This is a genomic window from Pseudomonas sp. PGPPP1 (assembly GCF_002255865.1).
Classification (GTDB): Bacteria; Pseudomonadota; Gammaproteobacteria; order Pseudomonadales; family Pseudomonadaceae; genus Aquipseudomonas; species Aquipseudomonas cremoris.
The window spans coordinates 98,034-120,771 of the sequence record NZ_NKIG01000013.1 but is presented as its reverse complement, the minus strand read 5'-3'; the positions used below and the strand labels follow the sequence as shown (position 1 = coordinate 120,771).

General features: G+C 60.4%; 13 protein-coding genes. 6 read left to right on the top strand and 7 right to left on the bottom strand.

The window, feature by feature from the left end; all coding sequences use genetic code 11:
* Positions 1–14 precede the first annotated feature (14 nt).
* Both CFE47_RS16165 and CFE47_RS16160 read right to left on the bottom strand, forming a co-directional pair.
* Positions 15–1,622 carry a carboxyl transferase domain-containing protein gene (locus CFE47_RS16165; protein ID WP_286838433.1) on the bottom strand — a complete coding sequence of 536 codons (1,608 nt, stop codon included), beginning with the start codon at positions 1,620–1,622 and terminating at the stop codon, positions 15–17.
* An 11-nt stretch (positions 1,623–1,633) separates the two neighbouring features.
* Positions 1,634–2,797: an isovaleryl-CoA dehydrogenase gene (locus CFE47_RS16160; RefSeq protein WP_185706473.1), complete on the bottom strand. Its 1,164-nt coding sequence runs from the start codon at positions 2,795–2,797 to the stop codon at positions 1,634–1,636.
* Between the two features lie 162 nt (positions 2,798–2,959).
* On the opposite strand from CFE47_RS16160, the gene CFE47_RS16155 reads away from it, so the two are divergent.
* Both CFE47_RS16155 and CFE47_RS16150 read left to right on the top strand, forming a co-directional pair.
* Positions 2,960–4,594 (top strand): AMP-binding protein, encoded by a 1,635-nt coding sequence (locus CFE47_RS16155; protein WP_286838431.1) that lies wholly within the window; start codon positions 2,960–2,962, stop codon positions 4,592–4,594.
* An 81-nt stretch (positions 4,595–4,675) separates the two neighbouring features.
* Complete coding sequence (locus tag CFE47_RS16150) at positions 4,676–9,829, top strand: NEL-type E3 ubiquitin ligase domain-containing protein (RefSeq protein WP_286838429.1); 5,154 nt, start codon at positions 4,676–4,678, stop codon at positions 9,827–9,829.
* A gap of 549 nt (positions 9,830–10,378) precedes the next feature.
* Here CFE47_RS16150 and CFE47_RS16145 read toward each other — a convergent pair.
* Genes CFE47_RS16145 through CFE47_RS16135 form a run of 3 tightly spaced genes read right to left on the bottom strand, consistent with a single transcriptional unit; the run spans position 10,379 to position 12,677 of the window.
* Complete coding sequence (locus CFE47_RS16145; protein ID WP_286838426.1) at positions 10,379–11,278, bottom strand: hydroxymethylglutaryl-CoA lyase; 900 nt, start codon at positions 11,276–11,278, stop codon at positions 10,379–10,381.
* A gap of 16 nt (positions 11,279–11,294) precedes the next feature.
* Positions 11,295–11,687, bottom strand: coding sequence for a MerR family transcriptional regulator (locus tag CFE47_RS16140; protein WP_185706479.1), 393 nt, complete (start codon positions 11,685–11,687; stop codon positions 11,295–11,297).
* 54 nt (positions 11,688–11,741) lie between these two features.
* Positions 11,742–12,677 carry a LysR family transcriptional regulator gene (locus CFE47_RS16135; protein ID WP_016974062.1) on the bottom strand — a complete coding sequence of 312 codons (936 nt, stop codon included), beginning with the start codon at positions 12,675–12,677 and terminating at the stop codon, positions 11,742–11,744.
* A 151-nt stretch (positions 12,678–12,828) separates the two neighbouring features.
* Between CFE47_RS16135 and CFE47_RS16130 the strand changes: the two genes are divergently transcribed.
* Positions 12,829–14,058 carry an acyl-CoA dehydrogenase gene (locus tag CFE47_RS16130; protein ID WP_286838423.1) on the top strand — a complete coding sequence of 410 codons (1,230 nt, stop codon included), beginning with the start codon at positions 12,829–12,831 and terminating at the stop codon, positions 14,056–14,058.
* Between the two features lie 112 nt (positions 14,059–14,170).
* Here CFE47_RS16130 and CFE47_RS16125 read toward each other — a convergent pair whose 3' ends face one another.
* Positions 14,171–15,502 carry a substrate-binding domain-containing protein gene (locus CFE47_RS16125; RefSeq protein WP_286838421.1) on the bottom strand — a complete coding sequence of 444 codons (1,332 nt, stop codon included), beginning with the start codon at positions 15,500–15,502 and terminating at the stop codon, positions 14,171–14,173.
* Positions 15,503–15,594: 92 nt separating this feature from the next.
* Positions 15,595–16,407 carry an exodeoxyribonuclease III gene (gene xthA / locus CFE47_RS16120; RefSeq protein WP_286838419.1) on the bottom strand — a complete coding sequence of 271 codons (813 nt, stop codon included), beginning with the start codon at positions 16,405–16,407 and terminating at the stop codon, positions 15,595–15,597.
* Positions 16,408–16,576: 169 nt separating this feature from the next.
* Here xthA and CFE47_RS16115 point away from each other — a divergent pair, with 169 nt between their 5' ends.
* The 3 genes from CFE47_RS16115 (at position 16,577) to CFE47_RS16105 (ending at position 22,690) form a co-directional block, all read left to right on the top strand.
* Positions 16,577–17,227, top strand: a complete 651-nt coding sequence (locus tag CFE47_RS16115; RefSeq protein ID WP_185706487.1) for a GNAT family N-acetyltransferase — start codon at positions 16,577–16,579, stop codon at positions 17,225–17,227.
* A 64-nt stretch (positions 17,228–17,291) separates the two neighbouring features.
* Positions 17,292–19,019: an autotransporter assembly complex protein TamA gene (locus tag CFE47_RS16110; RefSeq protein ID WP_286838417.1), complete on the top strand. Its 1,728-nt coding sequence runs from the start codon at positions 17,292–17,294 to the stop codon at positions 19,017–19,019.
* Entirely contained in the window at positions 19,019–22,690 is a 3,672-nt protein-coding gene (locus CFE47_RS16105; RefSeq protein WP_286838415.1) for a translocation/assembly module TamB domain-containing protein, read from the top strand. Before CFE47_RS16110 ends, CFE47_RS16105 begins: the two co-directional genes overlap by 1 nt.
* Positions 22,691–22,738: the final 48 nt, after the last annotated feature.

The following is a 22,738-nucleotide window of genomic DNA, read 5'->3' as shown; positions in this document are numbered from 1 at the left end:
GGATACAGCTCCATTTACATGCGGAACACGCCGAAGCGGCTCGGCTCGATGGGGGCATTCAACGCGGCAGAGAGCGCCAGCGCCAGCACGTCGCGGGTTTGCAGCGGGTCGATGACACCGTCATCCCACAGGCGCGCGCTGGAGTAATAAGGGTGGCCCTGGGTTTCGTACTGGTCGAGGATCGGCTGCTTGATTGCGGCTTCTTCTTCGGCACTGAACGCCAGCCCTGCGCGTTCGGCCTGCTCGCGCTTGACCTGCACCAGCACGCCGGCGGCCTGTTCGGCACCCATCACGCCAATGCGTGCATTCGGCCACATCCACAAGAAGCGCGGGTCATAGGCGCGACCACACATCCCATAGTTACCGGCACCAAAGCTGCCGCCGATGATCACCGTGAACTTCGGCACCTTGGCGCAGGCCACGGCGGTCACCAGCTTGGCGCCGTGTTTGGCGATACCGCCGGCTTCGTATTTCTGGCCGACCATGAACCCGGTGATGTTCTGCAAGAACAGCAGGGGAATTCCGCGCTGGCAGGCCAGCTCGATAAAATGCGCGCCTTTTTGCGCGGCTTCGGCAAACAGAATCCCGTTGTTAGCCAGGATCGCAATCGGGTAGCCATGCAGGTGTGCAAAGCCGCACACCAGCGTCGTGCCAAACAGCGCCTTGAACTCATCGAACACCGAACCGTCCACCAGCCGCGCGATCACTTCGCGCACATCAAAGGGCTGCTTGGCATCGGCGGGTATCACGCCGTACAACTCTTCGCTGCTGTATAGCGGCGCCACTGGCGTGCGTTGCAGTAGTTCGCCTTGTTTGCGCCAATTGAGGTTGGCCACGCTGCGCCGGGCCAGCGCCAGCGCGTGTTCATCGCTGTCGGCGTAATGGTCGGCCACGCCGGAAATTTTACAGTGCACGTCGGCACCGCCCAGGTCTTCGGCGCTGACCACTTCACCGGTCGCGGCTTTCACCAGCGGCGGCCCGGCGAGGAAGATGGTGGCTTGCTGGCGCACCATGATCGCTTCATCCGCCATGGCCGGCACATAGGCGCCACCGGCGGTGCACGAGCCCATCACCACGGCGATCTGCGGGATACCTTGGGCGCTCATGTTGGCCTGGTTGAAGAAGATGCGCCCGAAGTGCTCGCGGTCGGGGAACACCTCGTCCTGGCGTGGCAGGTTGGCGCCGCCGGAGTCCACCAAATAGATGCACGGCAGGCGGTTCTGCTCGGCGATGGTCTGGGCGCGCAGGTGTTTTTTCACGGTGAGCGGGTAGTAGGAGCCGCCTTTTACCGTGGCGTCATTGGCGACGATCATGCATTCGACGCCTTCCACCCGGCCGATCCCGGCAATCACGCCAGCGGCGGGCACGTCTTCGCCATACACCTGATGGGCGGCCAATTGGCTGAGCTCCAGGAACGGCGAGCCCGGGTCGAGCAGGCGATTGATGCGCTCGCGCGGCAGCAGTTTGCCGCGCGAGGTGTGCCGCTCCTGAGCTTTAGCGCCGCCGCCTTGCTGTACATGGGCTAGCAGTGAGTGCAGGGCGTCGACCTGTTGGCGCATCGCCGCGCTGTTGGTGGCGAACTCAGCCGAACGCGGGTTGAGCTGGGTGTGCAAGGTGGCCATGGCGCGCTCCTTCAGCGGGTTTCGTTGAAGAGTTCGCGACCGATCAACATCCGACGGATCTCACTGGTGCCTGCGCCAATTTCGTACAGCTTGGCGTCGCGCAGCAGGCGTCCGGCAGGGAATTCATTGATGTAGCCGTTGCCGCCGAGGATCTGGATTGCATCAAGGGCCATCTGTGTGGCGCGCTCGGAACTGAACAGAATCACCCCAGCGGCGTCCTTGCGCGTGGTCTCGCCGCGCTCGCACGCCTGGGCCACTGCGTACAGGTAGGCGCGACAGGCGTTGAGCTGGGTGTACATGTCGGCGACCTTGCCCTGGATCAGTTGGAACTCGCCGATGCTTTGGCCGAACTGCTTACGGTCGTGGATGTACGGCACGATCAGGTCCATGCACGATTGCATGATGCCGATCGGGCCACCGGCCAGTACCACACGCTCGTAGTCCAGGCCGCTCATCAACACTTTCACGCCGCCGTTGAGGCTACCGAGTATGTTTTCCTCAGGCACTTGCACGTCATCGAAAAACAGCTCGCAGGTGTTGGAGCCGCGCATGCCCAGCTTGTCGAACTTGCTGCCCCGGCTGAAGCCTTTCCAGTCGCGCTCGACGATGAAGGCGGTGATGCCGTGTGGGCCTTTTTCAAGGTCGGTCTTGGCGTAGATCACGTAGGTGTTGGCGTCGGGGCCGTTGGTGATCCAGGTCTTGCTGCCGTTGAGCACGTAGTGGTCGCCGCGTTTATCCGCGCGCAACTTCATCGAGACCACGTCGGAACCGGCGTTTGGCTCGCTCATGGCCAGCGCGCCGATGTGTTCGCCGCTGATCAGTTTGGGCAGGTACTTGAGCTTCTGGGCGTGCGTGCCGTTGCGGTTGATCTGGTTGACGCACAGGTTGGAGTGGGCGCCGTAGGACAAGCCCACCGAGGCCGAGCCGCGGCTGATCTCTTCAATGGCGACCACGTGCGCCAGGTAGCCCAGGCCGGCGCCGCCGTATTCCTCTGGCACGGTGATGCCCAGCAGGCCCATGTCACCGAACTTGCGCCACATATCGACGGGGAACAGGTTGTCACTGTCGATCTGTGCCGCACGGGGTGCCAGTTCCTTGGCCACGAAGGACTGCACTTGATCGCGCAGCATGTCGATGGTTTCGCCGAGGGCGAAGTTCAGGGACGGGTAACTCATGACAGGCACCTTAAATTGAACGTTGTTTTTGTGTGGCGGGCGGTCGGGGAGGGCGCTCACCTTTACGTTAACGTAAGCCTTGCGTTGCAAGGCTGTCAATCGTAGTTTACGTTTACGTCAACCAAGCGCTATCCACCTACAACAAAGACAATAGGGGTCGTTATGGAACAACCGAACCAGAGCTACAGCCGGGGCTCTCAGGACAAGACCTTGTTGGCCATGACCATTGGCCACGCCTTCGATAGAACCGCTGCGCACTACCCTGATGGCGAGGCCTTGGTGGTGCGCCATCAGCAGCGCCGCTACACCTGGCGGCAGCTGGCCGAGGCGGTTGAATTGCACGCACGTGCCTTTATTGCACTGGGCATGCAAACCGGCGACCGCCTGGGGATCTGGGCGCCCAACTGTGCCGAGTGGTGCATCAGCCAGATCGCCAGCGCCAAACTCGGGGTGATCCTGGTCAACATCAACCCGGCGTACCGCAGCAGTGAGTTGGAGTACGTGCTCAAGCAGTCCGGTTGCCAGTGGCTGGTCTGTGCCGGCTCGTTCAAGAGCTCCGATTACCACGCCATGCTGTTGGAGTTGAAGCCGGACCTGCGCGGTATGATCAGCCTGGACCAAAACCCGCCGCCGGAGTTCATGCCCTGGTCGCAACTGGCGGCCCTCGGCGCTGGCGTTCTGCCCGAACAGTTACAGACGCGCCAAGCCAGCCTGCACTTCGACCAGCCCGTGAACATCCAGTACACCTCCGGCACCACCGGTTTCCCCAAGGGGGCCACCCTCAGTCACCACAACATCCTCAATAACGGCTACATGGTCGGCGAAAGCCTTGGCCTGACCGCGCAGGACCGCCTGGTGATTCCGGTGCCGCTGTACCACTGCTTCGGCATGGTGATGGGCAACCTGGGCTGCATCACCCACGGCACCACGATGATTTATCCGAATGACGGCTTCGACCCGCTGCTGACCCTCACTGCTGTCGCCGAAGAATGCGCCACCGGCCTGTACGGTGTGCCCACCATGTTCATCGCCATGCTCGATCATCCGCAGCTTGGCGACTTTGACCTGTCAACTCTGCGCACCGGCATCATGGCCGGTGCTACATGCCCCATCGAAGTGATGCGCCGGGTGATCAGCGAGATGCACATGAACGAGGTGCAAATTGCCTACGGCATGACCGAAACCAGCCCGGTCTCGCTGCAGACCGGCGCCAACGACGACCTGGAACGCCGTGTCACCACAGTAGGGCGCACTCAGCCACAGCTGGAAAACAAGATCATCGACCCTGCCGGCAACACTGTCGCGCGCGGCGAGATCGGCGAGTTGTGCACCCGTGGCTACAGCGTGATGCTCGGCTACTGGAACAACCCCGACGCCACCCACGAAGCCATCGACGACGCCGGCTGGATGCACACCGGCGACCTGGCGAGCATGGATGAGCAGGGTTATGTGTGCATCGCTGGACGCAACAAGGACATGATCATTCGCGGAGGCGAAAACGTGTACCCGCGTGAGCTGGAAGAGTTTTTCTTCACTCATCCTGCGGTGGCGGATGTGCAGGTCATCGGCATTCCCGATGAGCGCTACGGCGAAGCCATCGTCGCTTGGGTCAAGTTCCATCCCGGTCACGTGGCCAATGAGCTTGAGTTGCAAACGTGGTGCAAGGGGCGGATCGCACACTTCAAGACGCCCAAGCATTTCAAGTTTGTGGAGGAGTTTCCGATGACAGTGACGGGCAAGATCCAGAAATTTCGCATGCGTGAAATCAGCATCGAGGAGCTGCGCGACGACTGTTGATACGCGGTGCATGTCTACAGCTTTGCGCTGGAAGGCGGTGCCTAAAGTGGAGGATTGTCTCGCCACTTGAGGGCCCTGCCTATGACCAGCACTACTATTGATCCCCCCGCGCGCTTGGCTGTAAGCGAACAGAGCCCACATGGGCGCGTGATCAAGGACAACACCCCAGATTGGTACACGGATGCGCTGGATGAGCGCAAAACCGAACTGGCGTCATTGGAACTGAACATTCCTGACTGGTACAAAAAGGCCCCGGCGGCTGCAAAAGAGCGCATGAGTGCGATTCACGTGCGCAGCAGGAAGTCGTTGAATCAACTCGATCAGATGTTCAAGGAGTTGAAAGGGCCGGCCGAGTATGCCGAGCCGCTGTTAGCGGCCGCGATCGAAAAAAAATTCGGGCAGCGCCTGGATACCAGGCAGGTATTCTATGCCCGCAAGATGGAACAGAAAGAATGCGAAATCGGCCCCCAGGAAGTCTCGACCAGCCACTCCAGCCCACTGGCTTCGCAGTTCTATTTCTACCGGGGTACCAGCCTGCTGGAAGCCGCGCTGAACAACTTCACCGAGGCCGAAGCGACCGAACCGGTGTGCGCGGATTGCCACCTGATCACCCTTTACAACTTTTTTCGCTACCCAAGCACCCGGCTTCACCCTCCAGGTAACGTCCAATCCGTCACGCTGGGTATCAAGGCGCATGCGTTTGCCGCAATGTGCCGGGAACTGGACCTGGGCGACTCGTACTACGAGTATGTGCGAACCTACATCAATAGCCGGATTCATATCTCCACCACAGAAGCGGGAATCGGCAAGCTGTACAGCACCCTGATTCTGAGCCACCGGCATCAATTGGAACTCGCCGCAGAGGTTGCCTTGATGAAAGGCGACATCCAGTCCGACGGTCACCAGTTGATCATTGACCTTTTGCGAGACCAGTCGAAGGGCGAATGGGCAGGGGAAGAAGTAAGGTTTTCGCCGTTTCGGTTACTCGCCTTCGATATCGAAAATATTCTAATCATTGGCCCGGTCGAGTGGCGATCCAACCTTAGAAATGCTGAGTTGGTGCCTCACCCCTGTATCGTCTACATCCCGGGTGACCCACTTCATCCGCTCAAGGCCTATGACAATATCGCCGCGTTTACCGATTACCTGACGACACGCCTGTGTCGTGTCGAATATCGCACCTTCTTCAGCCAGTTCTTGCCTCTTGCCAGCCAGGATGCATTTTTCACCCGGCTCAAGGCGTTTCTGGACCCGGACGCTCGTTATACCGATAACGTGGATTTTGCCAGCGCACAAAAGAGCCGGGTCAATCATCAGGGCAGCTATGCGCCGTCATGGCGTGACGTCTGGTCGGATAGCGCTATAAGGCGGATGCGACTGACCGTGGAAAATGCGCGTACCAGCGTGGTGCCTACCGACGATGTCGATGAGCGTGTCTACAACGCCTGGCTGTGGTCGTTCGGCAGTCGTGCACTGGACATTCTCAATCTCGCCTCGTTCGTGGTGCCTTTCCTGGGCGAGGTCATGCTGGTCGTCGCCGCTGTACAGATGGCCTACGAGATAGGCGAAGGTATTGAAGCATGGTCGCACGACGATGCCCGAGAGGCCTGGGCACATTTTTCGGCGGTGGGACTCAACCTGGCAGGGCTTGCGGTGCCCAAAGTATTGTTGGCAGGCAAAGACACCTCTTTCATCAAGCACCTGGTGCATGTGGAGTTCGGTGGGCGTACGCGTTTGTATGCGTTCAACTCGGAACACTATCTGCACCGGATCACGTTGCCCGACGGGCAAAAGCCCACTGCGCAGGGCTTGTATCGGCATGAAGACGCGTTGTACCTGCCTGCACGGGACGGAGGTCATTACAAGGTCCGCGCCAGCAGCAAACCTAATGAGTTCAAGCTCCTGCACCCCGAAGGTGATTCACGTTATGCCCCCCGAATCCGACACAACGGGGAAGGGGCCTGGGTGCATGAATTCGAGCAGCCTTTGACCTGGGACCGCAAGACCCTGTTACGGCGCGTGGGTCATACCGTCGATCACCTGAGCGACAGCCAACTGGAGCAGGCCAGGGCGATCAGCGGCGTGTCTGATGATGAGTTGCGTCGTGTCTTCATTGAGCATCAAGCGCCCGCACCGCTGTTCAAGGACATGCTTCGTCGGTTTGAGTGCGCCGGCAGGTATCAGGCGGCTATGGACCAGTTAGCGCACCCAGACCCTGCGGTGTTTTGTCGTGTCGACTGGAAGATGCAGGTGCAGTTTTTGGTGGAGGGCGGGATGTGGCCTGAGTCTCGGGTATTGGTGGCGTTGGATGCAGAGGGGAATGAGGTCTGGCGTTCGGCTGCGCCGGAAGAGCCAGGCCAAGTGGTCCAGTTGGGGCACGAGCAACTGAACAGTGGTTTGCTGTTTCCATCGTTTGTTGAGCAATTGACGGAGCCTGAAATGCGTGAATTGTTGGGTGAGCGCGTGATTACGGAGCGGGAAATCGGCGAAGTTTACTTTCGTACCCGAGATGTCTTTGATAATGGCCCTTCCTCTCGTACCGTGTTGCCGGGTGATGAGAACGATCCATTGATGCAGCACTTACGCGGACCTTATGCAAGGGCCGTAAGGTATCGGGACCGCCTGCTGAGCGCGGGCAACAAAAGCCGAAGCACGCTTTTCAATCGCGATATCTCAGCCGGCGATGTGTCCACTGACGCCAACGTTAAACTGATCCAGCGCGACTTTCCCGGTATACCAAAACTGGTTGCCGAAGAACTGATGACCCATGCCAACAGTCAGGAACTGGCTCGCATGCAGTCCACCTCGCGTGTGCCGCTTCGGCTGGCAGAAGAGGCACGTGTTTACGTGCAGAAGGCGCGTGTTATGCGGGCACACGCTGATCTTCTGTTCGACAATCAGTTGACGCTGGATAGCGTCCACCTGGCGTTGCACAAAATGGCCTCCCTGCCTGGGGTGCTGGAGGGAACCTGCATCGAGCTGCGTGCGCAGACCTATGATGGTCTTTTGTTGGATCGGGTGGGCGATGTGGTGGCCCCCCGTCAACTTCGTCTTATCCATGCGGATTTGAAAGAGTGGAAGCTCTTGAGCAGCCCGGGAACAGTAGAGTACTGGCGCCGCGACAAGGATGCCTTCTTCAACGCCTTATGGATGGCAAGCAGTGGCAAGTTCACCGGGTGGCCGACGTTCAGCGCGGCAGCACAAAAGCTGAAAAGGCAGATTGCACAACAACCCCTGATTGACGTGGCGAGTCGGCGCGTACTGGGCTTGCGAGCGATCAGGCCCGGTTTCAAATCACCCATGCGTCTGGCTGACGGTCGCGTTGGTTATCCGCTCAGCCCGTTGGGTGGTGCTACCGAGCGACCGTCGGTGTGCCAAAGGGCGGCGATGGCGCTCTACCCCTCCAGGTCCACGGAGGAGGTTGAGGCAATGCTTGACCTGGTTGATGCGGACGATGCCGTGCTGCTGGCGAAGCTGACTCAACTTGAAAGGGAGTTTGCAGAGCTGGACACGGCGCTGACCAAGTGGCAGCAGGAAGGTGGGTCAGTCTATGCGAGTGCCAGGCGTAGGGTGTCGGGTACTCTCAAGGCCGTTTGGCGCAGAGTGGGTGCCGAGGCACTCGCAGGGGATGGAGCGCCGATCGGTCATGTGCTGGACCTGTCGGATGAGATGATCGGCGAGCTGCCCGCGATCAGCGCAAACATGGATCACATTGGTTGCCTGAAGCTGCGTCGAATGGCACTTTCAGACGAGTCCTTGCCTTTTCTGAGTGCGTTTGGCGGCGTGCGCTGGCTGGATATCGGGGAAAACAATCTGACCCAACTGCCAGAATTTGCGAACGGTGGGGCGAGGCTCACCAAACTGTACTTGAGTGGAAATGATATCCAGCTGACCGAACCAAGCCGCCTGCGCCTGGAGGGCATGCAGAGTCTGAAGATACTCAATCTTGAAGACAACCGTCGTTTGGGATGGCGCGCCGATTTGCGTGGTTTGCGAAATCTGAACCAGCTGTATCTGGCCAACACGGGCACGGACTCATTTCCTTCCGGTGCCGAGCACGCGCCTCGCCTGGCTCACATTGACCTGCATTCAAACCGGATCACCACGCTACCTGAATACGCTTATCAGCATCTTGAGCGCATCAATGTGCATGACAATCCCTTGTCAGCGGCCACGCTCGCCCGGTTGGGGCTGCCTTTCAATGTGGCGCAGTGGGGTGAGCACATCAGCGTGGACGAAGCGCGTGGCGTGTGGCTGGCAGGGTTGTCGCCCATGGAGTTGGCGCGGCGCGGCGCGATTTGGGATGAGCTCAGGGGCAGCCTGGGGTCAGCGGCTTTTTTTACAGTCATGGCCGATATTACCCGCAGTGCCGAGTACAGCAGCGAAGCGGCTCGCCCGGTACTGGTCGAGCGAGTGTGGGACATGTTGGAGGCTGTGGGCGAAAGACAGGGCATTCGTGAAGCGTTATTTACAGCCGCCGATGACCGGGTTACCTGCGGTGATGGCAGTTCGGTGGAGTTCATGAACCTTGAAAGTGAGCTGCTGGGGGCAAGGGCACTTGAGCTGGCAGAGACGGATAATGCCGAGGGTGCGTTGATTGCTACCGCCAGGAAGCTGTTCCGTTTAAACCTGGTAGACGCCCTTGCTCTAAGGGATGTTGCGGCGAGAGGGCCTGGGTTTACCGAGCAGGTTGAAGTCGTCCTGGCCTACCGGACGCGGCTTGCAGACCGACTGGCGTTGCCGGTCAAGTCACGCGGCATGTTGTTTCCCCGGCAGGCTGATGTGGCTCAGGCGGCTGTCGATGCCGCTTGTGAACAGGTGCTCAGGGACGAGCGCAGCCCTGCTGCTGAGGAGGCCTTTTTTGTCGGGCGCATGTTCTGGGAAACGCATCTTCGCGCTCGCTATCCTCAAGAGCTCAACGCGCTGATGGCGCCGGAGCTTGTGCTGATCGATGAGAAAAGTGCTGCGCTGTTCGAGCTGTCGGATTTGCAAGGCCAACAGGATGCAGGTGCTGACTGGCAGATCAAACATGATGAGGCCGCCGACCGGTTGGCACGCCTGTTAGGCAAGCGCAGGGATGAACTCCTGGTGAATGGCTCGATGCAAAGTGTATTTTACGAACAAGAGCTCAATCAGCTGGGGGCCGAACGGCAGGCGCTGGAGCAGAGGTCACTGAGGGTTTTGACGCGCAGGGTGTTGAACAACTTCGCAGCGGTAGAGGGAACATTGCTCTAAACGGTTATGTCAGACAGCACAAAGGGGACCCAAAGGTCCCCTTTAATTTGTCGTTGCGTGCTCTTTTTTTATTATTGAGGGGCGGTCTATTGTTGTTTTTGGCAACCGTTACCCTTTACCGCTGTTTTTGGCGACCCCCATCCGGGGTCAAGAGCAAACGTATTTTTTTGAGCGCTGATCTGCTTCTTCGTTACCGATCCAACCAGTGGGTAGCTACCTGAGGTAGTTTTATTTTTCTCTAACCGGTTGCGGGTTTCGGCATTGCCGTTCCCTGCGAAGCACATCTTCTCCAAAAAAATCTGTTAGCTGCGTCTCTGCCGTGTTGTTTTTGTTATGTCAGAGTCGTTTCGTCTTATTTTTATTAGGTTTGGCGCTTTTTATTCTTGTTATGCAATAGAGATAGCAGAAGCCGTGCCAACTTTTTAAATTCCTTTAAAATCAATAGGTTGTATTTTGTGAAGGAAATGCCCTACGGCAAATGCGACAAAATATGTTCCCGTGTTACTCGATAGGTAGGCGGGCGGTAACACATTGTCACGGCTAAGCTACTCAACCGGCGTTACGCGCCTTGGCCACGCGTGACCCGCTGGGCCGGCCCAGCACGCTGCTGATTTGCTGGCCCGCGCCAATCAATGCCTCCAGGTCGATACCGGTCTCGATGCCCAAGCCATTGAGCAGGTACACCACGTCTTCGGTGGCGACGTTACCGCTGGCGCCCTTGGCATAAGGGCAGCCGCCAAGGCCCGCGATGGAGCTGTCGAACACGTTGATCCCTTCCAGCAGGCTGGCGTAGATGTTCGCCACGGCCTGGCCATACGTGTCGTGGAAATGCCCCGCCAGTTTGTCCCGTGGCACTTGAGCGCCCACCACCTCGAACAACCGCCGCGTGGCGCCTGCGGTGCCGGTGCCGATGGTGTCGCCCAGCGACACTTCGTAGCAACCCATGGCATACAGTTCCCGCGCGACCGCCGCGACTTGCTCCGGGGCGATCTCACCCTCGTAGGGGCAACCCAAAACGCAGGACACATACCCACGCACACTGATGCCATGTCTCTTGGCCGCCGCCATGATCGGGGCGAAGCGCTCCAGGCTTTCACTGATGGAGCAATTGATGTTGCGCTGCGAAAACGCCTCGGACGCTGCTGCAAACACCGCGACTTCCTTGACGCCGGCCGCCAACGCGTCCTCAAAGCCACGCAGGTTCGGCGCCAGTGCGCCGTAGGTCACCCCGGGCTTGCGCTGGATCTGTGCAAACACCTCGGCAGAACCGGCCATTTGCGGTACCCATTTGGGCGAGACAAAACTGCCCACTTCGATATAGCTCAAGCCTGCGGCACTCAGCGCGTCCACCAACCGAACCTTGTCTGCCACGCTGATAGGTTGGGCTTCGTTCTGCAAACCGTCGCGCGGGCCGACTTCCACCAGGCGCACATGAGAGGGGAGGGACATGGCTGTTACCTTCTGATCAATGGCCAACCTGGCTCATGGTGTGGGCGAGGGCCTGGGTGCAGCGCTCTTCGGCGGTGTCCAACTCCAGCTTCATCTGTTCGATGTCCAGCAGTTGCTGTTCCAACTGCTCGCGACGCTCGGCGATCTTGCCCAGCATGCTGTTGAGTTGCACATGGTTGCCGCTGGTGGGGTCGTAGAGTTCGATGAGTTCGCGGCATTCGGCCAGGGAAAAACCGATGCGTTTACCGCGCAGGATCAGCTTGAGGCTGACCTTGTCCCGCGCCGAGTAGATGCGCTCCTGGCCCCGGCGTTCCGGGGCCAGCAGGCCTTGTTCTTCATAGAAGCGAATGGCGCGGGTGGTGATGTCGAGCTCGCGGGCGAGGTCGGAGATGCTATAGGTGGTGCTCATGGACGGCGCTCAAGAAAGTCTTGGCGTTAAGCTAAAGGCAGGTTGACGTTAACGTCAAGCCTGCTTGCCATCCAACTTCTTTTCATGGGCCGTGACCTGTTGGCACAACTCGATCATCTGCTCGCGCATCCAGCGGTTCGCCGGGTCCTGGTCGGTGCTTTCGTGCCAGTACAAATGGGTTTCCACGGGCGGCACGTCGTTCACCGGCAGGTTGAACCAATGCAGTTCGTGGCGGCGCGCGAAGCGTTCGGGCACGGTCATCACCATGTCGGTCTGCTGCAGCACCTGCGAGGCCATCAAGTAATGCTGGGAGCGCAGGGCGATCTTGCGTTGCAGGCCCATCTTGCCCAGAGCCAGGTCGACATGCCCCAGGCCGTTGCGGCGGCTGGAGATGTGAATGTGGGTCAGCCCGAGATAATCATCCAGCGTCAGCTTGTCCTTGCCCGCCAGCGGATGGCCCTTGCGCATCGCGCACACGTATCGGTCTTCCATCAGTTTGACGTGGCGCACCTGCGGGTCGGTGTTGAGCGGTGCATCTACGGCAAAATCCAGGCGCCCGGCGGCGAGTTCCTTGGTGGTTTCACGGCGTTTGGACAGGAAACTCTCGATCACCACCGTGGGCGCGAGGCGGCGCAGGCGCTGGAACAGCAGCGGCAAAATCACCGCTTCGGTAAGGTCCGTCATGCTGATGCGATAGGTCTTGGCCGCCTGCTGCGGGTTGAAGATGCGGCTTTCCTGCACCGACACCCGCAGCAACGACAGCGCGTTGCGCACTGGGCCGATGATGTTCTGCGCCATGGGCGTCGGCACCATGCCTTGGGCGGTGCGCACGAACAGCGGATCGTTGAAGGTCTCGCGCAGACGCGCCAGCGCGTTGGACACCGCCGGTTGAGTGATGCCCACAATCTGCCCGGCGCGGGTCAGGTTGGCTTCGGTGTAGATCGCGTCGAAGACGATAAAGAGGTTGAGGTCGACCTTGCTCAGATTCATTTTGTTGCGCTCTTATTGTTAGGTGGCCATACGTCGATCATATATCGGTGATGAATGTTAATACACGCCGAGAATAGGTTAGGTAAATTTTCGTAGCTCATCTAGCATCGAACTCATGACCTAAACAACCTCTCAGAGAAGGGAGCTGCTCATGGATTTCGCCTATTCGCCCAAGGTTCAGGAACTGCGTGAACGCGTCACCGCGTTTATGGACACTTACGTTTACCCGGCCGAGCCGGTGTTTGAGCGCCAGGTCAGCGAAGGCGACCGCTGGCAGCCCACCGCGATCATGGAAGAGTTGAAAGCGAAGGCGAAGGCCGAAGGCCTGTGGAACCTGTTCCTGCCGGAATCCGAGCTGGGTGCCGGCCTGACCAACCTCGAATACGCGCCGTTGGCCGAAATCATGGGCCGCTCGCTGCTGGGGCCGGAGCCGTTCAACTGCTCCGCACCTGACACCGGCAACATGGAAGTGTTGGTGCGCTACGCCAATGAAGAGCAAAAACAACGCTGGCTGGAGCCTCTGCTGCGCGGCGAGATCCGCTCGGCCTTCGCCATGACCGAGCCGGAAGTGGCCTCCTCAGACGCCACCAACATGGCTGCCCGCGCCGAGCGCCAGGGTGATGAGTGGGTGATCAACGGCAAAAAATGGTGGACCTCCGGTGCCTGCGACCCGCGCTGCAAGATCCTGATCTTCATGGGCTTGAGCAACCCCGATGCGCCGCGCCACCAGCAGCACTCGATGATCCTGGTGCCGGTGGACGCCCCCGGCGTGAAAATCGTGCGCCCGCTGCCGGTATTCGGCTACGACGACGCGCCTCACGGCCATGCCGAAGTACTGTTCGACAACGTGCGGGTGCCGTACGAAAACGTCCTGCTCGGCGAAGGCCGTGGCTTCGAAATCGCCCAAGGTCGCCTTGGCCCAGGCCGCATCCACCACTGCATGCGCTCTATCGGCATGGCCGAGCGCGCACTGGAGCTGATGTGCAAACGCTCCGTCAGCCGCACCGCGTTCGGCAAGCCGCTGGCCCGTCTGGGCGGCAATATCGACAAGATCGCCGACTCGCGCATGGAAATCGACATGGCGCGCCTGCTGACCCTGAAAGCGGCGTACATGATGGACACCGTGGGCAACAAAGTGGCGAAAAGCGAAATCGCCCAGATCAAGGTCGTCGCGCCGAACGTGGCATTGAAGGTGATCGACCGCGCGATCCAGATTCACGGCGGTGCCGGGGTTTCCAACGACTTCCCGCTGGCCTACATGTACGCCATGCAACGCACCCTGCGCCTGGCCGACGGCCCGGATGAAGTGCACCGGGCGGCGATTGGCAAGTTCGAGATTGGCAAGTATGTGCCTCGGGAATTGATGCGCAGCGGTCAGTAAGACCGCATCGCGGGCAAGCCCGCTCCCACACGTTGATTTGTGAACACATTCAAAATGTGGGAGCGGGCTTGCCCGCGATGAGGCCAGTGCCAACACCAGAAAACTTTCTGCCTCAGTACACCCAAACCTCCACCCGCCGATTCTTGATCCGCCCCTCATCCGCCGTATTCGCCGCCACCGGCATCTGCGCGCCAAACCCTTGGATATCCCTTAGCACCACGCCGTTCTTCACCAGCTCCCGGCGCACCGCCATCCCTCGCAACTTCGACAGCAACGCTGCGCGCTGCGGGTCATTCTTGGCGTCACCGAACCCCACCAGTGTCACCTGTTTGTCGAGCTTTCCGTGCTTCTTCAGATACGCCACTACCCGCTGCAAATCCTGGCGCGCCTTGTTGTCCAGGCTCGCGCTGCCTTCTTCAAAACGGAAGTTCACGGTCAGGCGCTGGGCATCCCGTGCGATGGCTTGATAACCCTCCGGCATCGACGGGCGCGGCTCTACAGCCATCGCCTGCACTTGCTGCGCGATAAACCCGCTGGCCGCGACAATCGCTTGGCCTTTGCTGCTCTGGGTAAAGTCCACCAGTGCCTTGGCCCAAGGGTTGTGGCCCGAAGGCGGCAGGTAGAAAAACAGCCGCCGTGACAACGGGTAATCCTCGGTGGCGATCAGGCTGTTCAAAGGCAGCATCGGTTGAGAGTCACCGTCGACAATCGCCACCGCTTTGGCCTGGCGCACATAGGGCAGGCCGATAAAGCCGATGCCCTGGGGGTCATGGCTCACTGCATCGGACAACTGCTCGCTGGACTCGAATCGCTTGGCCGCAACCGCCAAGGGCTTACCGCGCCGGCTCAGCACCAGCTCCTTGAAGGTGTCGTAGGTGCCGGACTGATCATCCCGAGCATATAAATGAATGCTTCCACCGACGCCGCCCAACGCTTCCCAGGTGCTGACCTCGCCATTGAAGATCTGCGCCAGTTGTTCGGTGTTCAGGGTATTCAACGGGTTTTGCGGGTTGAGGATGATCGCCAGGCCATCGATGGCAATGACTTGTTCGGCGTCGGGGCTTTTCAGGTCGCCCAGGGGTTCGAGGTCGACCAGCTCGCTGTCCTTGATCGGTCGGGAGGCTGCCGCCAGATCGGCAGTGGACTTTTTCAGCGCGCTGAACCCGGTGCTGGAACCGTGGGCCGCAACTTCGATCGTCACCGTCTTGCCCTGGCGAGTCTTGCCGAGCACGCGCTGTTCATTGGCGCCCGCACCGGGTTCACTGTGCACCGCCTGCAGGCCCTGATGCTCCATCAACCCTTTGACCAACGCAGGGCCGAGGGCGGCGCCAATGGTGTTGGAACCCTGGATGCGCAACGCGGGGCCTTGATCGGGAGCGGGTAGGGGGACAGCAACAGCGGACAGGGGGAACAGGACCAGCAGGAACAGAACGCGCAGCCTCATGCCGGCACCTTCTTAAGCCAAAGGGAGTGCCGCGAGAATAAGTCAGTAAGATTTCAGCAGTGTGACTGGCACACTGCTGATCAAAAAGGTTGTCAGCTCAGTTCTAGCCAGATCGGCGCATGGTCCGACGGCTTTTCCAGCCCGCGCAGCTCGTAATCCACTCCGGCATCCTTCACTCGTGGCAGCAAGCCATTAGACGCCAGGATCACATCAATGCGCAGCCCACGCTTGGGTTCATCCTCAAACCCACGGCTGCGGTAGTCAAACCAGCTGAAACGGTCGGCTACGTCCGGGTTGAGGTGGCGAAAGCTGTCCACCAGGCCCCAGTTTTTCAGGCGGGCCATCCACTCGCGCTCTTCCGGCAGGAAGCTGCACTTGCCGGTCTTGAGCCAGCGTTTGGCGTTGTCGGCACCGATGCCTATGTCGATATCTTCCGGGGAGATGTTGATGTCACCCATCACCACCAGCGGTTGCTCGTTGCTGAACTGGCTTTCCAGCAGTTGCTGCAGGTCCTCGTAGAAGCGCTGCTTGGCCGGGAACTTAGTCGGGTGGTCGCGGCTTTCGCCCTGAGGGAAGTAGCCGTTCATGATGGTAATCGGGTTGCCGTTTTCATCGGCGAAGCTGCCCCAGATAAACCGGCGCTGGGCGTCTTCTTCGTCGGTGGCAAACCCTTTGTGCACGCTCAGGGCTTCTTTGCGCGAGAGCAGCGCTACGCCGTAGTGGCCTTTCTGGCCGTGGTAGTACACGTGATAGCCCAGGGCTTGTACTTCGGCGAGCGGGAACTGGTCATCGTGGACCTTGGTTTCCTGCAGGCCGATCACATCCGGTTGGTGCTTCTCGATCAGTGCCGCCAGCTGATGAGGGCGCGCGCGCAGCCCGTTGATATTGAAGGAGACGATTTTCATGGTCGGCAGTCCAGTCTTGGCAAAAGGGCGATGCTAGCCGACAAGTCGGATGGGGGCCAGCGTGGCGGTAGGACAGTTGCACTGCTAATGTCTGGGAACGACTCGTGCTGTGTAGGTTCGTACCCATAAGAACGCTGCCTTTTGAGCAGCGCCCAGGGAGATTGACTGTATGCCGGACACTTCAACTGCACCCGCTGAAATTCGCCTGCTCAACAGCGGCTATTCCCGCGAAGCCCGTTCCCTGTTGTACCAGGCCTATCGGCATGAGCCGACCTTCGCCTACATCTTCGAAGCCGAGCGCCCAGGCTACGAACAACGGGTGCGGGCCACGGTGCGTGAACTGGTCAAGCAACATTTCTTTCAGAAACTTCCCGCCATCGGCCTGTTCGTCAACGACCGGTTGATCGGCATTGCGCTGATCGCGCCGCCGCAACGGCGCCTGGGCATTACTGAGAGTTGGGCCTGGCAACTGCGCATGTGGCTAAGCACCGGCGTACGCGGTACCCGACGCTATCTGGACTACCACCATGCGGTGCTGGCATGCCTGCCTAGCGAGTCGGTGCACGTGCTGCCATTGTTGGGCATTCACCCGCAGTTCCAGGGCAAGCACTACGGTGAACAGCTGCTGGAAGCGGTGCACAACTGGTGCGCCGAAGACCCGCATTCGTCCGGCGTGGTACTGGACACGGGGAACTCTCGCTACTTGGAGTTCTACAAACGCCAGGGTTATGAGGAGATCGGCGAGGTCGCCGTGGGACCTATCCTGGAGCATGTGTTTTTCCATCCCAACCCTCAGCCGTTACATGCTGCAACGCCTTGATCCAGAATTATTCAGATAAATCCAGGTTCAAAGAATCTCCCTTGCTCGTGTAGCATCCCCGCCTATGAAGTTTCCAGGAAGATACACCAGCGGCTTGATTCTGCTGTTCACAAGCTGCGGCGCGTTGGCGCAAAGCGAACTGGACGTGCGGATCAAGCCCTCAAACGACGCGTTGAAAGCCAACATCGAAGGCTACATCGGCGGGGTGGGCGATCGTGATGAAGAGGCGTTGCTGCGGTTCAGCCGCGGCGCCGAGGAGCAGGCGCGCAAAGCCGCCCAGGCTCTGGGCTTCTATCAGCCACAGATCGAAAGTGACGTGAAGGGCGGCAAGAACCCGCGCCTGATCCTCAGCATCGACCCCGGCGAACCGGTGCATTTGCGCAACGTGACCATTCGGGTCGACGGCGAGGCCGCGAACCTCAAGGCGTTTCGCGTGCCCGCCAGCGACGACCTCAAATCCGGTGCCGTGCTCAACCACGGCCATTACGAAGACGCCAAGCGTCTGATCCAGAACCAGGCCTCGCGCTACGGCTTTTTCAGTGGGCGCTTTACCCGCCAGAAGCTCTCGGTGGACCCGCAGGCCGGTGTGGCCGATATCGAACTGATCTACGACAGTGGCCCGCGCTATACATTGGGCAAGGTCAACTTCAAGGGCGATACACCCTTTGATGACGAACTGCTGCAACGCATGGTGCCGTTCAAAAGTGGCACCCCTTACGACTCCGAACTGATCGCCGAACTCAATCAGAACCTGCAAGGCAGTGGCTTCTTCGAAGGTGTGCGCGTGGACGCAGCGCCAGCCGCTTCGACCAACGATGTGATCCCGGTGGCGGTGCAACTGGAAACCCGCAAGCCGCGCACCATGGGCCTGGGCCTCGGTTACTCCACCGACGTCGGCCCGCGCGGCAAAGCCAACTGGACCCGGCACTGGGTCAACCCCCAGGGCCACAGCTATGGCTGGGAGGCCGAGTTGTCGGCGCCGCGCCAGAACGTCGGCCTGTGGTACGACATTCCACTGGACCCACCGCTCACAGACAAGCTGCGTTTTGCCGGTGGTTACCAGAACGAAGAAATCGCCAACACCGACACCGTGAGTAAATTGCTCACCCTCGGCCCTGAATGGCACAGCAAGTTGCCCAGCGGCTGGACCCGGGTGATCTCACTCAAATACCAGCGCGAAGAATATCGCCTGGGCAATGATTCCGGCCTCAGCAACCTGGTCATGCCGGGCGTCAGCTATTCCTACCTGCGCAGTGACAACCGCATCGACCCGCACAATGGCTATCGCCTGCAGTTCGATACCAAGGTGGCCAAGGAAGGGCTGGGCTCCGACACCAACCTGCTTTATGGCACGGCCATGATCAAGGGCCTGACCACCCTGTGGGATAACCACCGCTTCCTCGCGCGTGCGCAGTTCGGCGGCAGCGCCACCAATGGCTACAAGTCGGTGCCGCCGTCGCTGCGCTTCTTTGCCGGTGGCGACCAGAGCGTGCGCGGCTACGAGTATCAGACCTTGTCACCCGAGAACGATCGGGGCGACCGCATCGGTGGTCGCTACATGGTAGCCATGAGCGCCGAGTATCAATATTCCATCGCCGAAAAATGGCGGATCGCGACCTTCATCGACCAGGGCAACTCCTTCAACACCCTGGAAATGCCCAGTTTGAAAACCGGCGTCGGCGTCGGTATCCGCTGGGTTTCGCCGGTTGGCCCGATTCGCCTTGACCTGGCCCATGCCCTCGAAGATCCGGGCGGCATTCGTTTGCACTTTTCCATGGGGCCTGAGCTGTGATGCGTGGTTTGAAAGTAGCGGGGCTGGCCGTGTTGACCATCCTCGCGTTGGTGTTGCTGGCGCTGTGGACGGTACTCGGTACCCAGGCCGGCAGCCACTGGGCCCTGGGCCGCGTGCCGGGGTTGACCATCGAGAACTTCCAAGGCCACTTGGGTGGCCAGTGGAGCGCCGATCACCTGCTGTGGCAGCAGGATGGCAGCCGTGTCGAGCTCACCACGCCGACGTTTGATTGGTCGCCCGCGTGCCTGTTGCGCATGACCTTGTGCATCAATCAGTTGGATGTGGAGCAGGTCAGCCTGCAATTTCCTCCCAGCACCGAAGAAAGCAGCGGGCCGATCCAATTGCCCGAGCTGAAGCTGCCGGTTGCCATCCAGTTGGGCGACGTTCGCGTAGGTAGCCTGCTGTATAACGGCAGCGAAGAACTCAAGGGCCTGCAATTGGCGGCGCATTGGACCTCTGCTGGCATGCAGATCGACTCGGTGCACCTGCAACGCGATGGCCTTGTCTTGGACCTGGCCGGGTTGCTGCAACCTGTCGGCGATTGGCCGTTGATCGCCACCGGTAACCTGAGCCTGCCGTACGCGCCGGATGGCGCACCGTGGAAGGTCGCGCTCAAGGTCGATGGTGACCTGCTCAAGACCCTCAAGCTCGACGCCGACAGCAGCGGCTACCTGCCCGCCAAGCTCACCGGCGAGCTGCAACCGCTGGTTCAGAACCTGCCAGCTCAGGTGCATATTACCGCCGATGGCTTCAAGCCCAGCGCCGACCTGCCCGACACCCTGCAACTCAATCAACTGGACCTCACCGCCAAAGGCGACCTGAGCCGTGGCTATCAACTGCTGGGCAAAGCCGTGCTACCTGCGCAAAAGGGCCCGGTGGACCTGCTGCTGCAAGGCAAGGTCGACGCCAAGGGCGCGCAGATTGCCGGCTTGGACCTGACGGCAGGCGAAAAACAAAGCCTCAAACTCACCGCCCAATTGGACTGGCAGCAAGGTTTCAGCGCCGACGCCAAGATCGACTGGCTGGATTTCCCTTGGCATCGCCTCTATCCGCTGATCGACGAGCCTCAGGTCGCGTTGCGTACCTTTAATGGTGAGATTTCCTATAAAGACGGCAACTACCTGGGCAACCTCAAGGCCGACCTCGACGGCCCGGCGGGCAAGTTCAATGTGGTCACGCCGTTCAGTGGCGACCTCAAGCAAATCTTCCTGCCCGAGCTGAAACTCACGGCAGGCCAGGGCAAGGCCGAAGGCCACCTGAACGTCCAGTTCGCCGATGGCATCGCCTGGGATACGGCGCTGGACCTGTCGGCACTGAACCCGGCGTACTGGGTCGCCGAGTTGCCTGGCACCCTCGCCGGGCCGCTGCGCAGCAAGGGCGAGTTCAAGAGCGAGCAACTCAAGCTCAATGCCGACCTCGACCTCAAGGGTCGCCTGCGCGGGCAAACCGCTGTGCTGGCGGCCAAGGCCGAAGGCGCGGGTGAGCAGTGGACCCTGGCCAACCTGGATATTCGTCTGGGTGACAACCGCATCAACGGCAGCGGTAGCCTGCAACAACGCCTGGCCGGGCAGATTGATATCAAGTTGGCGCGCCTGGCCCAGTTGTGGCCGCAATTGCGCGGGCAGATCAATGGCCGTCTCGACGTTGCGGGCAGCCTCAAGGCACCGCAGGGCAAACTCGATCTCAAGGGCCAGCAACTGGCTTTCGCCGACAATCGCCTGCAAAACCTCACCCTCGACGCGACCCTCGATAACGCCCAGCGCGCGAAAATCGACCTCAAGGGCAGCGGCATTCAATCCGGCGACACTCAGGTCGGCACGCTCACCGCCAGCGCCCAAGGCGATATCAAGAGCCAGAAGGTGCAACTGGACCTGGCCGGACCGCTGGTCAAGTTGGCCCTGGCGTTGGACGGCAACCTCGACAAGGGTAATTGGCGCGGGCGCCTGGCCAGTGGCGATGTGCAGGCCGGTGGCCAGGACTGGAAGCTGCAAGCCCCAGCGAAGATCGAGCGCCTGGCTGACGGCAAGCTGACCTTCGCCGCACATTGCTGGGTGTCCGGCGCGGCGAGCCTGTGCGGTGAAGACCAGCGCCTGATGCCCGAGCCCAAGCTGCGTTACCACCTCAAGCAGTTCCCCATCGACAGCCTGGCGGCGTTCTTGCCCAAGGACTTCGCGTGGCAGGGCAAGCTCAACGCCGACGTGCAACTCGACCTGCCCGCCAGCGGCCCCAAAGGCGTGGTGTCGGTAGACGCCAGCGGCGGCACCCTGCGGGTCAAGGACAAGGACCAGTGGCTGGACTTTCCCTACGACACCCTGAAGCTGGAAACCACTCTTAACCCCAAGCGTATCGACACTCAGTTGAATTTCCGTGGCGGCAAGCTCGGCGAGCTGATGGTGCAGGCGCAGATCAACCCGCTGCCCAAGAACAAACCCATCACCGGCAATTTCAGCCTCACTGGCCTGGACCTCGCGGTGGCGCGGCCATTTGTGCCGATGGTGGAAAAACTCAACGGCAAGCTCAACGGTAACGGTCGCATCTCGGGTGGTCTGTTGGCGCCTCAGGTCAACGGCAATGTGAACTTGATCGGCGGTGAAGTCTCCGGCCCCGAGCTGCCCATCAGCCTGGAAGGCCTGAACGTGCAGGCGCTGATCGCCGGTGAAAGCGTGCAGCTCAATGGCGCGTGGCGCAGCGGCAAGGCCGGGCAGGGCAGCCTCAAGGGGCAGATCGATTGGGGCCAAGCGTTGGTGGTGGACCTCAGCCTTCAAGGCTCGCAGTTGCCGGTCACGGTGGAGCCCTACGCCGTGCTGGAAGTGGCGCCCGACCTGAAAATCAGCATGAAGAATGACAAGCTGGCCATCGCCGGCAAGGTGCAGATCCCGCGCGGCGATATCACCGTGCGCGAGCTGCCACCGTCCACCGTCAAGGTGTCGGATGACACCGTGATCGTCGGCAGCCAGACCGAGGAGGGCAAACCGCCGATGGCCATGGCCATGGATATCGACGTGGCAGTGGGTGAAGACCAGCTCAACTTCTCGGGCTTTGGCCTTACCGCCAAGGTCCAGGGCCACGTGCATATCGGTGACAACCTCGACACCCGAGGCGAGCTATGGCTTAACGATGGCCGCTACCGCGCCTACGGCCAGAAACTCGATGTGCGGCGTGCGCGCCTGCTGTTCGCCGGTCCGCTCGACCAGCCGTACCTCGACATCGAGGCCATCCGCAAGACCGACGACATCATCGCCGGTATCCGTCTGAGCGGCAGCGCCGAGCAGCCCACCACGCAGATCTTCTCGGAGCCGGCCATGAGCCAGGAGCAGGCGCTGTCCTACCTGGTGCTGGGCCGTCCGTTGAGCAGCACCGGTGAAGACAACAACATGCTCGCCCAAGCCGCATTGGGCCTGGGCTTGATGGGCAGCGCCGGGGTTACTTCGGACCTGGCCAAGAACCTGGGCATCCAGGACTTTGAACTCGACACCCAAGGCAGCGGCACCTCCACGGCGGTGGTGGCCAGCGGCAAGATCACCGAAAAGCTCAGCCTGCGTTATGGGGTGGGCGTGTTCGAACCAGCCAGCACGATCGCGTTGCGGTATTTGTTGAGCAAGAAGGTGTATCTGGAAGTGGCAAGTGGTGTGGCCAGCTCGCTGGATATCTTCTACAAACGGGATTTTTGAGGCTCACAGGCAAAGAAATGTGGGAGGAGGCTTGCCCCCTCCCACATT

Bases quoted from the DNA above. Each gene is read 5' to 3' on its own strand.
- CFE47_RS16165 (WP_286838433.1), bottom strand. From the start codon at position 1,622: ATGGCCACCTTGCACACCCAGCTCAACCCGCGTTCGGCTGAGTTCGCC.
- CFE47_RS16160 (WP_185706473.1), bottom strand. From the start codon at position 2,797: ATGAGTTACCCGTCCCTGAACTTCGCCCTCGGCGAAACCATCGACATG.
- CFE47_RS16155 (WP_286838431.1), top strand. From the start codon at position 2,960: ATGGAACAACCGAACCAGAGCTACAGCCGGGGCTCTCAGGACAAGACC.
- CFE47_RS16150 (WP_286838429.1), top strand. From the start codon at position 4,676: ATGACCAGCACTACTATTGATCCCCCCGCGCGCTTGGCTGTAAGCGAA.
- CFE47_RS16145 (WP_286838426.1), bottom strand. From the start codon at position 11,278: ATGTCCCTCCCCTCTCATGTGCGCCTGGTGGAAGTCGGCCCGCGCGAC.
- CFE47_RS16140 (WP_185706479.1), bottom strand. From the start codon at position 11,687: ATGAGCACCACCTATAGCATCTCCGACCTCGCCCGCGAGCTCGACATC.
- CFE47_RS16135 (WP_016974062.1), bottom strand. From the start codon at position 12,677: ATGAATCTGAGCAAGGTCGACCTCAACCTCTTTATCGTCTTCGACGCG.
- CFE47_RS16130 (WP_286838423.1), top strand. From the start codon at position 12,829: ATGGATTTCGCCTATTCGCCCAAGGTTCAGGAACTGCGTGAACGCGTC.
- CFE47_RS16125 (WP_286838421.1), bottom strand. From the start codon at position 15,502: ATGAGGCTGCGCGTTCTGTTCCTGCTGGTCCTGTTCCCCCTGTCCGCT.
- xthA (WP_286838419.1), bottom strand. From the start codon at position 16,407: ATGAAAATCGTCTCCTTCAATATCAACGGGCTGCGCGCGCGCCCTCAT.
- CFE47_RS16115 (WP_185706487.1), top strand. From the start codon at position 16,577: ATGCCGGACACTTCAACTGCACCCGCTGAAATTCGCCTGCTCAACAGC.
- CFE47_RS16110 (WP_286838417.1), top strand. From the start codon at position 17,292: ATGAAGTTTCCAGGAAGATACACCAGCGGCTTGATTCTGCTGTTCACA.
- CFE47_RS16105 (WP_286838415.1), top strand. From the start codon at position 19,019: ATGCGTGGTTTGAAAGTAGCGGGGCTGGCCGTGTTGACCATCCTCGCG.